This window comes from Phenylobacterium sp. (assembly GCF_031181185.1).
Lineage (GTDB): Bacteria > Pseudomonadota > Alphaproteobacteria > Caulobacterales > Caulobacteraceae > Phenylobacterium.
In genome coordinates this window covers 17,665-29,902 of sequence record NZ_JAPSKZ010000003.1, presented here as the reverse complement: position 1 = coordinate 29,902, position 12,238 = coordinate 17,665, and the positions used below count along the sequence as shown (strand labels likewise).

The window sequence follows — 12,238 nt, the reverse complement described above, 5'->3', positions numbered from 1 at the left end:
CTAATCCAGCGCGCCGACGAACGGCAGGCCGCGCAGCTGGCCGGCGGCGTCCATGCCGTACCCCACAAGGAACCGTGCGGGCGCCTCCCAGCCTACGAAGTCGGGCTGGATCGCGCGTTCCGTCGGCCAGGGCTTGCGGGCGAAGACGGCGGTCAGCACCTCGCTCGCCCCTGAGTCCCGCACCAGCCGCGCGGCCTCCGACAGCGACAGACCGGTGTCGAACACGTCGTCCACGACCAGCGCCTTGCGGCCCGCGATCGGGCGCTGCAGGTCCGCGCGGACCTCGCAGCGGCCGCTGGACTGGCGCTCATCCTTGTAGGAGGCCAGCCACAGCGCGTCGAAGCGGACGAACCGCCCCTGCCGGGCGAGCGCCCGCATCAGGTCCGAGCAGAACCATAGGCCGCCTGTCAGCAGGCAGACCGCGACGGTCTCGTCGTCGATCCTGGGCGCGATCTTTCGGGCGAGCGCCTCCACCCGCTCGGCGATCTCGGCTTCCGAGAGGAGGACGGCAGGTTGGGCGTCAGCCATGGTCGGCGGGCGGCTCATGGGTTTCGGGAAGGGGCTGGGCTTCCATCGGCTCGGGACCGAGCACGGCCTCGACCGGCGCGTCCACCGGGGCCTTTGCGGTGTTCGTCGCCGGCGCCTCGAAGACGATGTCCAGCGAGGCCGAGGCGGAGGGCGGATCCGGGATGGAGATGGCGAAATAACGCTTCGCCCCCGGCGGGATCTGGGCGTTCAGCGGCCGGGCGATCTTCGCGGCCACCGGCTTGCCGTCGCGGTCCAGCAGGCTGACGCGTAACGAGGGCGCAGTCACCGTCTCACCGCGGGCGTTGCGAATCGCGCCGGTCACCGACAGCACGGGCCGGCCGCCCTGCAGCACGGCCTGGGATTTCACGTCGTCGATCACGAGGCCCAGCCGGTCGGTTGGCAACCCGACCGCGGCGAAGGCCGCGGCGCTGCCCGGCCAAAGACCCACCACCTGCTCGCGGAACACCACGACTCCAGCGACGGCTGCGACGGCCGCCGCGATCCCGACGCCGACGCCGACCGCGCCCGGGCGCTTCGGCTTGGAGGCCGGCTTTACGGGCGCCACGCGCCGCGTCGGCGCCGGCTCGGCGACGATCTCTACGTCCTCGGGCGCAAGCCTCGGCGGCGGCGCAGGCTCGGACTCAGCCGGGACCTCGGCGGTGGCCGGCGCGGGCTCGGGTTCGGGTTCGGATGGAGGCGGCACGGCGGATTTTTCAGGCGCGGCGGCCGCCGCAGCCTCAGGCATGGCGCGCCAGCGCGTTCCGCACGCGGAGCATTTCACCGACCGGCCTTCCGGCGGAACGCGCGCATCGTCCACGAAATAGCTGGTGGCGCAGTCTGGACAGGTCAGTATCATGACGCCGAATCGGACGCTCCAGCACCCTCACACCCGAGGTCGCCGATTTCGGCCTCCATGTCCAGAAAGCCCAGCGCCGCAGCGGCGTCCGACGCCGCCGACGAAATCGTCCGCTTTGACGGCGTGTCCATGCGCTATGGACGCGGGCCCGAAGTGCTGTCTGATCTCAACTTTTCGCTGCCGCGCGGCTCGTTCCATTTCGTCACCGGCCCCTCTGGCGCGGGCAAGAGCTCGCTGCTCAAGCTGGTCTACCTTGCGGCGCGGCCGTCCTCGGGCGCCGTCCACCTGTTCGGCGAGGACACGCGCAGCCTGAAAAGCAGCCAGCTGCCCAAGCTGCGCCAGCGGATCGGCGTAGTCTTCCAGGACCTCCTGCTGCTCGACCACCTGTCGGCGTTCGAGAACGCCGCCCTGCCCCTGCGCATCGCCGGGCACAAGGCCGCGGAGTACCGCAACGACGTCGCCGAACTTCTGGCGTGGGTGGGTCTGGGCAAGCGGATGAACGCCCTTCCCCCGACGCTGGCCGGCGGCGAGAAGCAGCGGCTCGCCATCGCCCGTGCGGTGGTAAACCGGCCCGAGATTTTGCTGGCCGACGAGCCCACCGGCAACGTCGATCACGAGATGGCGCTGCGCATCTTCCGCCTGTTCGTCGAGCTGAACCGCCTCGGAACCACCGTCGTCATCGCGACCCACGACCAGGATCTCGTCGCTCGCTCGAACAAGCCGGTCCTGAACCTCGAAGGCGGCCGCATCGCCGCGCTGCCGCCGCTCGGCCCCAAAACGGGGGCTGACGGATGAGCGAGCCGATGGACGTCACGCGCTGGCGGCCAGCGCCTTTCCTGCCCGAAAAGGACGCCCGCGACCCGGCGCTGATCTTCGTTGTCGCCGTGCTGTGTTTCCTGGCCTGTCTGACAGCCATGGGCGTCATCGCCGCCGACCGCGCCGCCGGCGGCTGGGCCAACCAGCTCACCGGCGAGGCCACCGTCATTGTCCGCGCCCGCGGGGGCGAGACGCCTGACGCCGCCGCCGCCCGCGCGGCCGAGGCCCTGGCCGGCGTGCGCGGCGTGGCCGAAGCCCGCGCCCTGGAGCGCGAGAAGGCCTACGAGCTCGTCCGCCCCTGGCTGGGCGACGTCACCGACCTCGACGACCTGCCGGTGCCGCGCCTGGTCGCTGTCACCCTGGATTCCGAGTCGCCCGCTACCGCCCAACAGCTCTCCACCATCCTGCGGGCCCAGGGCCTCGACGCCGTGGTCGACGACCACAGCGTCTGGATCAAGGACATCCGCCGGGCCGCGGGCGTCGTGCGCTGGACCGGCGCCGGCGTCTTCCTAGTGATCGCGCTGGCGGCCGGCGCGGTGGTGGCCTTCGCCACCCGGGCCGGCCTCGCCGCCCGGCGCGACGTCGTCGAGGTGCTGCACCTGGCCGGCGCCGAGGACGGCTATATCGCGGCCCTGTTCCAGATCCGGTTCGCCGGCATCGCCGCCGTGGCCGGCGCGATCGGCGCCGCGGCGGCGGCCCTGCTGGGCGCGATCCTGCGCCTGGTCGGCGGCGGCGAGGGCATCACGCCCGCCCTGCCCATCGCCTGGCTCGACCTCCTGGCCGTCCTGCCCTGCCCGCTGCTGGCCGCCGCGGTCGCCGCCGTCTCGGCGCGGCTGACCGCCGACGCCCTGATCCGGGAGCTCTAGCCCCATGAAGTCCATCGCGGCCTTCCTGGTCCTGGCGCTGATCTGGTTCGCCGGCCTCTTCGCCTTCGCCGAGCGCGTCCAGCAATCGACGCCTGCGCCCTTGCCGAAGCCCGCCGAAGGCATCGTCGCCTTGACCGGCGCCGGTTCCAACCAGCGCCTCGCGGCGGCCGTCGGACTCCTGGAGGACGGCTACGGCCAGCGCGTGCTGGTCTCGGGCGTCAACCGCGAAGCCACCCGCGAAGACATCCGCAACGTCTCGCGCGCCGTGCGCCGGCTCTACGACTGCTGTGTGGACCTGGGCTTCACCGCCGCCGACACCGTCGGCAACGCTCGCGAGACCGCCGACTGGGCCAAGGCGATGCGCTACTCCAGCCTGATCGTCGTCACCGCCGACTATCACATGCCGCGCGCCATGCTCGAGCAGCGGGCGGTGTTCCACGGCTCCGGCGTGCGGCTCGAGACCTACGCCGTGCCGACCGCGTCGCTGAAGTCCAGCCGCTGGTGGCGCAGCCCGCGCGCCGTGCGCTTGATGGTGGTCGAGTATTGCAAGTATCTGGCGATCCTCGGCCGCGAGGCGGTGCTGGGGCTTGGTCCCCGCGAAACCCCGTACGACGCGGCGCAACCGAAGGCCGTTTCGTGATCGCTGTCCGTTCGTTCGCCTATGTGGCGCTGTTCTACCTGTGGACGGCCGTGATCGCCGTGGCCGCGACGCCAATCCTGTTGGGCCCCCGCAGCTGGACCTTCGCCATGTTCCACTTCTGGGGCCGCGGCGTCCTGGCCATGCTGCGCATCTGCGGCATCCGGGTGGAGGTGCGCGGCCGGCAATTCATCCCTCAAGGGGCGGCCCTCGTCGCGCCCAAGCACCAGTGCATGCTGGACGTCTTCGCCCAGTTCACCTGGCTGCCGGCCACCGCCTTCGTCATGAAGCAGGAACTGGCCTGGATTCCCTGGTTCGGCTGGTACGCCAAGAAGGCCGGCTGCATCGTCATCGACCGCGGCGGCCAGGCCAAGACCATGCGCCAGGTGATCCGAGAGGGAACGGAGCGCTTCTCCCGCGGCCAGCAGGTGGTGATCTTCCCCGAAGGCACCCGCAAGGCGCCGGGCGCTCCGCCCGATTACAAGCCTGGTATCGCCGCCCTCTACCGCGAGCTGAACGTGCCGGTCTGCCCGGTGGCTACGAACGCCGGCGTGCACTGGCCGGCGCACGGCTTCCTCCGCAAGCCTGGAACGATCGTCTTCGAGTACCTGGAGCCGATCCCGCCTGGCCTGAAGCGCGCTGAGTTCATGCGCATCCTCGAAGAGCGCATCGAATCGAAGTCGATCGAGCTGATGAGCCTCTAACCCCGGAACCTGCCGCCTCCGCGCTCGTTGAGAACGCAACGGGAACGAGGCCATGTCTGAACAGCATCACAATCCGAAGCTCGATCCTCAGCCGGGCTCCAACACCGAGAAGGACCCGGACGACTGGGTGTCGGGCGACGAGCCGATGACCGGAGCGCAGGGGTCGTACCTGACGACGCTTTCCGAAGAGGCGGGCGAGGGGCCTCCGCCGGACAACCTCACCAAGGCTGAGGCCTCGAAACGCATCGACGCCTTGAAGCAGAAACTCGGCCGGTAGGTTGCTAAGCCGCTAGCTCTCGGGACTCCACCATTCCGAGCAGCCGCTCCAGGCTGGCGTCATGCACGCCTTCCTCCCGCAGGTGCTGCACGAGGTCGCGCAGGTACTCGACGTTGCGGCCGGACAGCCCACGCGCGCCGGCGATTAGCTCCGCCTGCCGCTCTAGCGACAGGGCGCCGGCCCACTGCGGGTGACGCACATCGGACAGGAACACAAGGGCCTCCACCCGCCGGCCGTCGGCCAGCCGCACCGCCCGCCGCGCCTCGATGTAGGTCTCGGTCGGTTGCTCACGCTCCTTGAGGTATGCGTAGGTCTCGGGCCATTCAGCCTCTTCGACGCGGTAGGCCGTGCCGCGGGTCGCCCCGCCAGGCGCCAGGCCCAGCACCAGACCCGGCCGGTCATAGGTGCCGCGATGGTGGACGGAATAGATGCAGAAGGCCCGGCGCCGGCCGTGTAAGGTGGCCGCCTTGCGCTCCGCGTAAGGAAAACCCGGCCGCCACATCAGCGATCCGTAGCCGAAGACCCACCTCTCGTCCGCCATCCCGACCCTAGAAGCCGACAAACACCTGGAATGTCTCTGCACGATCTGCCCCCGCCCCGCAAACGCGGCCGTCTAGGCCTCTACCTCCCCTTCGCGCTCGCCGTGCTCGTGGCTATCGCCTGGACCGCCGGCTGGCTATGGGCGCGCGGCGAGGCGCGCGTCCGCATGGATGAGGGCGTGGAGGCCCTGCGCCGCGCCGGCTACGACGTGAGCTGGCAGTCGCGCGGGATCGGGGGCTATCCGTTCCGGCTGAACATCACCCTGACCGAGCCGCGCATCCGCGAGCCCTCGGGCTGGGGCCTGGAAGCGCCGACGCTGGAAGCCCAGGCTCGCATCTCCTCGCCCACCAGCTGGGTGGTCGCCGCGCCGCAAGGGCTGACCTTCGTGCGCCCGATCGGGGGCCCGGTGCGAACCCAGGGCAAGGTGATCCGCGCCAGCCTGACCCACCTGACCGAGACACCACCCCGCTTCTCTTTCGAAGGCGTGGACCTCACCTTCCAGGCCGGGCCCGGCGCCCAGCCGTTCGGCCTGGAAGCCGCCAAGCGCGTCGAGTTCCACCTGCGCGGCAACGACCAGCTGGACGAAGGCCTCGTCTCCCTTCGGGTCGACGAGGGCAAGGCGCGCCTGACCGGCCTGCTGGGCCGGATCGCCGGCGAGCGGCCGGTGTCGATCGTCTGGAACGCCACCCTCTCGAAGATCGGGTCGTTCAACGGCTCGAACTGGGCCGACGCCGTGCGTCGCTGGGTCGACGCCGGCGGCCGCATGACCCTGCGCCAAGCGGGCGTCACCGCCGGCGAGGCCGTCCTCGGCTCGAACGCCGGTACGTTCAGCGTCGGCTCCGACGGGCGCGTCACAGGCGTGATGGACATCACCCTGCGCCAGGGCCCGCGTGCGTTAGGCGCGCTGGGTGAGACCGGCGTCATCCCGCAGGAGCGGGCCGAGGCTGCCGCCGCCGTCGCAGCGGCCCGCGAGGGGACCGGGGACGCAGCCCGCGCCAGCATCCACTTCCAGGCCGGTCAGACCACCCTGGGGCCCGTCGCAATCGGACCGTCGCCCAAGGTCTACGACGTCCGCTGAGCCGCGGCGCTTTACAGGGCCGCGGCCCGCCGTGAAGCTCCCTCGAAACGGGGGGAACTCACGATGGCCTCGCTCTATGATCGGCTGTTGCTGCCCAAGCTGCTGAAGTGCGCCTGCTCGGCGCCCCCGATCGCCAAGCAGCGCGCCAAGGTCGTGCCCCAGGCTTCTGGCAAGGTGCTGGAGCTCGGCATCGGCATGGGCCTGAACCTGGCCTTCTATGATCCGGCCAAGGTCGGGAGCGTCACCGGCGTCGATCCCGCGCCCGAACTCCGCCAGGTCGCGATGGCCGCGCCCAGGCCGGACGGCCTGCAGGTCCGCGTCGAGGACGGGACGGCCGAGGCCCTGCCCTTCGCCGACTCCAGCTTCGATTGCGTCGTCTGCACCTTCACGCTCTGCTCCGTGCAACGGCCGGCCCAGGCGCTTGCCGAGGCCCGCCGCGTGCTCAAGCCCGGCGGCCGTTTCCTGTTCTGCGAGCACGGCCTTGCGCCGGACGACACCGTCGTCCGCTGGCAGCGGCGGATCGAGCCTGTCTGGAAACACATCGCCGGCGGCTGCCACCTGACTCGGCCGGTCACTCCAGCCATCGCCGCCGCCGGCTTCACAATGGTGCGTACCGACACCATGTACCTGCCGAAGACGCCCCGGCCGCTCGGCTGGAACGAGTGGGGCGAAGCCGCGGCCTAGGGCGACTCCACAGAACATGATTTCCCAGTTCGACCCACTTTGCAGGATTCCTTACTGCGCCTTAAGGGTCTCTGAGCAATATTGTTGCAGGAATAGCACAGCCGACAGCAAAGCCTGTCGCGGCCCCGAGCTGCGCCTTGAGCCGGTTCCCGACACTAACTAGGTCCCGCGTCCCCCGGCGCAGCGCCGGCCTTTGATTGGGACTGAAATGAAAAAGAACCTCTTTGCCGCGGCTGCCGTCGTGGCCTTCCTCGGGTCGGCTGTGGCCGCCAACGCCCAGACCATCGGTCACGTGGGCGCCAACTATTCGCGCGTGGAAGCCGACACCGCCCTGGGCGACATCGAAGGCGACGTCTTCCAGGCGGAAGGCGCTGTGCGCTTTGACGCCGGTTCGCTGGGTGCGTCGATCAACGGCGCCGTGACCGACTACGAGGGCGACACCTCCTTCGGCGCTACCGGCCACCTGAACACCAACATCGGCGGCGGCCTCCTCGGCGGCTTCGCCGGCGTGGAGACCTCCGATGACATCACCCTGTGGGGCGTCGGCGTTGATGGGCAGTTCAACCTGGCCCCGAACACGCTGATCTACGGCCAAGCCGGCTACGGCTCGTCCGACGATCTCGGCGACGCCGACCTGTGGGCGGTGCGCGGCGAGCTCCGCCACTTCGTGGGCGACAACCTGAAGCTCCAGGGTTCGGCCGGCTGGCTGACCGCCGACACCGACTTCGGCGACGCCGACGCGTGGAACCTGGGCCTCGAGGCCGAGTACCAGTTCACGGGTACGCCGTTCTCGGTGCTGGTCGGCTACGACCACTTCGACTCGAACGACCTGGACCTGGACGGCGACACCTTCCGGATCGGCGCCCGCTACACCTTCGGCGGCTCGATCCGTGAACGCGACCAGTCGGGCGCTGCGTTCGGCTCGGTCTCCAAGCTCTTCGGCGCCGGCATCATTCGCTAAGCGCCGCGATCCGGTCCTCCCCCTTGAGGACCGCTACGGAACGCCCCCGGGACCCCACGCCCGGGGGCGTTTTCGTGTCCGGAGGCCAGGCCGCCGACGGAGATCGTCTGTCTGGGAAGTCTCGGGAAGGACCGTGGTAGCTGGGGGCGGGCTCGAACCGCCGACCTGTGGGTTATGAATCCACCGCTCTAACCAGCTGAGCTACCCAGCCACGGTCGCTTCGCGCGAGGTGGGGCTTATAGGGGTTCGCATTCGCCGCTTCAAGCGCTTGGGCGAAGCCTTCTAAGCGGTTAGGTTCGCGCGGCGATGAGCGTCCTCCATCTCCTGGGAACGGCCGGCGACGGCGGCGCGGAGACCTACTTCGTCCACCTGGTGGAGGCGCTGGCGCGGGCCGGCGTCGGCCAGGCGGCCGCGATCCGCCGGCATCCCGAGCGCGAGGCGCGCCTGAAGGCCGCGGGGGTCCCCGTTCGCGCGCTGCCGTTCGGCGGTCCCATCGATATCGTCAGCCGCACCGCCGCCGCGGGCTTCGCCGCGGTGCACGGAACGAAGGCGGCGCTCGCCTGGATGAACCGCGCCGCCCGCCACACGCCGCGCGGGCCGTGGGCGCGGATCGGCCGCCTGGGCGGCTACTACAACCTCAAATACTACCGCGGCTTCGACCACCTGGTGGCCAACACCGAGGACATCGCCGACTGGATCGTGGCCCAAGGGTGGCCGGCCGGCCGCGTCACCTGCATTCCCAATTTCGCCGCCGCGCCGGCGGACGTCCCGGCCCTCGACCGCGCCGAGTTGGCCACGCCGATGTCGGCGCCGCTGCTGCTAGCCATGGGTCGGCTTCACGAGGCCAAGGCGCACGACGTCTCGCTGCAGGCCCTGGCCAAGATCCCCGAGGCCTACCTCTGGATCGCCGGCGCAGGCCCGCTGGAGGCCAAGCTGCAGGGCTTGGCGGCCGCGCTCGGCGTGCAGGATCGCGTCCGGTTCCTTGGCTGGCGCACCGACGCTTCGGCCCTCTACCGCGCGGCGGACGTCTGCGTCTTCCCCTCGCGCTACGAGCCGTTGGGCAATGTGGTGATCCAGGCCTGGGCGCACGGCCTGCCCGTGGTGGCGGCCGAGAGCCAGGGGCCCAAGGCGCTGGTCCGTCCGGGCGAGGACGGCCTGCTGGTCCCTATCGACGACGCCGACGCGCTGGCGTCGGCCGTGCGCCATGTGCTGGCCGACCGCAGCCTGGCCGCGCGCATGGCCAAGGCGGGCGCCGCCCGCGTCGCCGCGGACTTCTCCGAGGCCGCGGTCGTCGCCCGATGGAAGACCCTCTTCGCCGACTTCGGAGCCGCCTGATGTGCGGCATCGCCGGCCAGCTGGGCGGGACGCCGGCCGCCGAGCCGATGATCGCGGCGCTGACCCATCGTGGCCCCGACGGCATCCGCGTCGAGGCCTTGCCGGGGGCCGAGCTGGCCCATGCCCGCCTCTCGATCATCGACCTGGAATGTGGCTGGCAGCCGCTGCACGCCGCCGGCGGTACGGTCGTCGGCAATGGCGAGATCTACAACTACGTCGAGCTCGCCCGGGATTTCGGCCTGCAGGATCGGCTCGCCACAGGCTCGGACTTCGAGCCCCTGCTGCACCTCTATGGCCAGTTGGGCGAGGCGGCCTTCGACCGGCTGCGCGGCATGTACGCCCTTTGCTTGATCGGCCCGGACGGCCGCGCCTTGCTCGCTCGCGACCCCTTCGGCATCAAGCCGCTCTACATCATGGAGCACGCCGGCGGCCTGGCCTTTACGTCGGAGCCTCGGGCGTTCTTCCAGGCCGGCATGATGCGCCCGCAACTCGACGCCGACGCGGCCCGCCAGCTGCTGGGCTTCAACTACACGGTCGGCGAGCGCACGCTCTTCCATGGACTGCGCCGCCTGGCGCCCGGGGAGATCGTCGAGGTTCGCGACGGGCGGATCGTCAGCGGCCGGCGGCGCAACTGGCTTTCAGTCGTCTCCCCGGCGTCCGGCGACGAGAGCACGCTGCTTCAGGCGCTCGACGCCGTGCTCGAGGACAGCGTCCGGGTCCACCAGCGCTCGGACGTCCCCTACGGCCTGTTCCTGTCCGGCGGAATCGACTCGGCAGTCGTAGCCACGCTGATGAGCCGGCTGAACGAACGGCCGGTCACCGCCTTCACCTGCGGGTTCGACGCCGAGGGCGCGGCCGACGAGCGAGCCCAGGCCGAGCGGGTCGCCCGGGCCCTGGACCTCGACTGGCGTGAGACCCGCTTCGACGAGGCGGACTTCTGGCGGATCCTGCCGCAGGTCGCCTGGTCGCTCGACGACCCCACCGCCGACTACGCCACCCTGCCCACCTACAAGCTCGCCGAGGCGGCGAAGGGGACGCTCACCGTCGTCCTTACCGGCGAGGGCGGTGACGAGCTGTTCGCGGGCTACGGGCGCTATCGCCGCGCGCTGCGTCCCGCCTGGCTCGGAGGCCGTCCCGCCGAGCCGCGAGGCGCCGATCCGGAAGCGCTGGCCGCCTGGCGCGCGGCCACCCGCGCGCCGGCCGGCCTCTCGCCCCTGCAGCGGGCGCAGTACGCCGACATCGCCGCCTGGCTGCCCAACGACCTGCTGCTGAAGCTCGACCGCTGCCTGATGGCGCACGGGCTGGAGGGCCGCACGCCGTTCCTCGACCCAGAGGTCGCCCGCTTCGCATGGAGCCTGCCTGACCGTTTCAAGGTGCGGGGCGGCTACGGCAAGTGGCTGCTGCGGAAGTGGCTCGCGCGGGCGTGCCCCGCCGCCCAGCCATGGGCCAAGAAGCAGGGGTTCACGGTTCCGGTCGACGCGTGGATCGCGCCGCGCGCCGCCGACCTCGCGCGAAACCTGGGCGAGGTCGAGGCCGTTCGCCGAGTGCGGCCCGACGCCGCCGCGATCATGCGCGACGGGCAGGCGGCTGACCGCTGGCCCTTGCTGTTCTTCGCCCTTTGGGCGCGTATCCACCTCGAAGGCGCGTCCCCAGACGACGCGCTGGTTTCCTTGCTGGGAGCTTCCGCCTGATGACCCCCAAGACCCTGATGTTCGCCGCCGCCGCGGCGCTGCTGCTCGCCGCCTGCGGCGGAGAGGACGGCGTCGCCCAGACCCAGGCTGCAAAGACATCGGCCGGAGCGGCGGGCGGCGCGCCCGTGCAGACCGGTCCCGCCAACGCGCCGAACCAGAAGCCCGCCTTCGCCGGCCAGACCCGCGCGCCCGAGGCGAAGGCGAACGTGGCCTACGAGGTCAGCGACTACGTCACCGGCCTCGCCAAGCCCTGGGGGCTGGCGTTCGTGCCCAACGGCGCTCTGCTCATCAGCGAGAAGGCCGGCCGACTGCGCCTGTTCGAAGGCGGCAAGCTGTCCGACCCGATCGCCGGCGTGCCCGCGGTCGACACCAACGGCCAGGGCGGCCTCCTGGGGCTCGCCGTCGACCCGAATTACGCCCGCAACGGCTTCGTCTACATGGCCTTCTCCGAGAAGCAGGCAGACGGGAAGAACAACACCGCCGTGGCCCGCGGCCGCCTGGTCAGCTCGACGGGTCAGCCGCCGCGCCTGGAGGACGTGCGGGTGATCTGGCGCCAGGTTCCGTCGATCGCCTCACGCGGCCACTTCGGTTCGCGCCTGGTCTTCGCCCGCGACGGGACGCTCTACGTCACCACCGGCGACCGGATGATCAACGAGAGCCGGCCCAACGCCCAGCGGCTCGACACCGCCATCGGCAAGATCGTCCGCATCAACGCCGACGGCTCGCCCCCCAAGGACAACCCCTTCGTCGGCCAGGCCAATGCCCGCCCCGACGTCTACGCCCTGGGCATCCGCAACAGCCAGGCCGCGGCGCTGCATCCCCGCACCGGCGAGCTGTGGGAGATCGAGCACGGCACCAAGGGCGGCGATGAGCTCAACATCATCCGCAAGGGCAAGAACTACGGCTGGCCGGACGTGGCCTACGGCGTCGAGTACTCCGGCGCGACCATCACCGGCGGCCTGACCCAGAAGGCCGGGACCGAACAGCCGATCTACTATTGGGATCCGGTGATCGCGCCTTCCGGCATGGCCTTCTATACCCACGACGCCGCCCCGGCCTGGAAGGGCAGCCTGTTCGTGGGCGGTCTGGCTGACAAGGGGCTGACCCGCCTCACCCTGGACGGCGACAAGGTCGTCGGCGAGGAGCGCCTGCTGGCCGAGGTGAACGAGCGCATCCGCGACGTCGTCGTTGGCCCCGATGGCGCGCTCTACGTTGCGACCGACGCCGACAACGGCCGCGTGCTGAAGGTGACGCCGAAGCGCTAG

The 12,238-nt window shown here is 70.9% G+C and carries 14 protein-coding genes, 1 tRNA gene and 1 pseudogene; 11 read left to right on the top strand and 5 right to left on the bottom strand.

Features of this window, described 5'->3' with window-relative positions:
* The 3 genes and pseudogenes from RIF93_RS00645 to RIF93_RS20715 form a co-directional block, all read right to left on the bottom strand.
* Positions 1-546, bottom strand: coding sequence for a phosphoribosyltransferase family protein (locus RIF93_RS00645; protein WP_309087421.1), 546 nt, complete (start codon positions 544-546; stop codon positions 1-3).
* Positions 521-1,273: a DUF3426 domain-containing protein gene (locus tag RIF93_RS00640; protein ID WP_309087419.1), complete on the bottom strand. Its 753-nt coding sequence runs from the start codon at positions 1,271-1,273 to the stop codon at positions 521-523. Before RIF93_RS00640 ends, RIF93_RS00645 begins: the two co-directional genes overlap by 26 nt.
* A 12-nt stretch (positions 1,274-1,285) precedes the next feature.
* Positions 1,286-1,384 (bottom strand): annotated as a pseudogene (locus RIF93_RS20715) (MJ0042-type zinc finger domain-containing protein); the annotation flags it as partial.
* Between the two features lie 57 nt (positions 1,385-1,441).
* Here RIF93_RS20715 and ftsE point away from each other — a divergent pair.
* Genes ftsE through RIF93_RS00615 form a run of 5 tightly spaced genes read left to right on the top strand, consistent with a single transcriptional unit; the run spans position 1,442 to position 4,684 of the window.
* Positions 1,442-2,179, top strand: a complete 738-nt coding sequence (gene ftsE / locus RIF93_RS00635; RefSeq protein ID WP_309087417.1) for a cell division ATP-binding protein FtsE — start codon at positions 1,442-1,444, stop codon at positions 2,177-2,179.
* The gene (locus tag RIF93_RS00630; protein ID WP_309087415.1) at positions 2,176-3,066 is read left to right on the top strand and encodes an FtsX-like permease family protein; all 891 of its coding nucleotides are present in this window, start codon (positions 2,176-2,178) and stop codon (positions 3,064-3,066) included. Before ftsE ends, RIF93_RS00630 begins: the two co-directional genes overlap by 4 nt.
* Before the next feature lie 4 nt (positions 3,067-3,070).
* Positions 3,071-3,706, top strand: a complete 636-nt coding sequence (locus RIF93_RS00625) for a YdcF family protein (protein ID WP_309087413.1) — start codon at positions 3,071-3,073, stop codon at positions 3,704-3,706.
* Positions 3,703-4,407 carry a lysophospholipid acyltransferase family protein gene (locus tag RIF93_RS00620; RefSeq protein ID WP_309087411.1) on the top strand — a complete coding sequence of 235 codons (705 nt, stop codon included), beginning with the start codon at positions 3,703-3,705 and terminating at the stop codon, positions 4,405-4,407. Before RIF93_RS00625 ends, RIF93_RS00620 begins: the two co-directional genes overlap by 4 nt.
* Positions 4,408-4,459: 52 nt before the next feature.
* Positions 4,460-4,684: a DUF3072 domain-containing protein gene (locus RIF93_RS00615; RefSeq protein WP_309087409.1), complete on the top strand. Its 225-nt coding sequence runs from the start codon at positions 4,460-4,462 to the stop codon at positions 4,682-4,684.
* Positions 4,685-4,688: 4 nt separating this feature from the next.
* Here RIF93_RS00615 and RIF93_RS00610 read toward each other — a convergent pair whose 3' ends face one another.
* A complete protein-coding gene (locus RIF93_RS00610) occupies positions 4,689-5,225 on the bottom strand; it encodes a gamma-glutamylcyclotransferase (RefSeq protein ID WP_309087407.1) in 537 nt (178 codons plus the stop codon).
* Positions 5,226-5,255: 30 nt separating this feature from the next.
* Between RIF93_RS00610 and RIF93_RS00605 the strand changes: the two genes are divergently transcribed.
* The 3 genes from RIF93_RS00605 (at position 5,256) to RIF93_RS00595 (ending at position 7,947) form a co-directional block, all read left to right on the top strand.
* Positions 5,256-6,302, top strand: a complete 1,047-nt coding sequence (locus tag RIF93_RS00605; RefSeq protein ID WP_309087405.1) for a DUF2125 domain-containing protein — start codon at positions 5,256-5,258, stop codon at positions 6,300-6,302.
* 63 nt (positions 6,303-6,365) lie between these two features.
* Positions 6,366-6,986 carry a class I SAM-dependent methyltransferase gene (locus RIF93_RS00600; RefSeq protein WP_309087403.1) on the top strand — a complete coding sequence of 207 codons (621 nt, stop codon included), beginning with the start codon at positions 6,366-6,368 and terminating at the stop codon, positions 6,984-6,986.
* A 208-nt stretch (positions 6,987-7,194) separates the two neighbouring features.
* A complete protein-coding gene (locus RIF93_RS00595; RefSeq protein ID WP_309087401.1) occupies positions 7,195-7,947 on the top strand; it encodes an outer membrane beta-barrel protein in 753 nt (250 codons plus the stop codon).
* A gap of 134 nt (positions 7,948-8,081) precedes the next feature.
* Here the strand turns inward: RIF93_RS00595 and RIF93_RS00590 are convergent.
* Positions 8,082-8,158, bottom strand: a tRNA-Met gene (locus RIF93_RS00590).
* 95 nt (positions 8,159-8,253) lie between these two features.
* On the opposite strand from RIF93_RS00590, the gene RIF93_RS00585 reads away from it, so the two are divergent.
* From RIF93_RS00585 to RIF93_RS00575, 3 genes are read left to right on the top strand one after another with little or no spacing between them, the layout of a single operon-like run.
* Positions 8,254-9,282 (top strand): glycosyltransferase, encoded by a 1,029-nt coding sequence (locus RIF93_RS00585; RefSeq protein WP_309087399.1) that lies wholly within the window; start codon positions 8,254-8,256, stop codon positions 9,280-9,282.
* Positions 9,282-10,973, top strand: coding sequence for an asparagine synthase (glutamine-hydrolyzing) (asnB, locus tag RIF93_RS00580; RefSeq protein ID WP_309087397.1), 1,692 nt, complete (start codon positions 9,282-9,284; stop codon positions 10,971-10,973). Before RIF93_RS00585 ends, asnB begins: the two co-directional genes overlap by 1 nt.
* Complete coding sequence (locus tag RIF93_RS00575; protein WP_309087395.1) at positions 10,973-12,238, top strand: PQQ-dependent sugar dehydrogenase; 1,266 nt, start codon at positions 10,973-10,975, stop codon at positions 12,236-12,238. Before asnB ends, RIF93_RS00575 begins: the two co-directional genes overlap by 1 nt.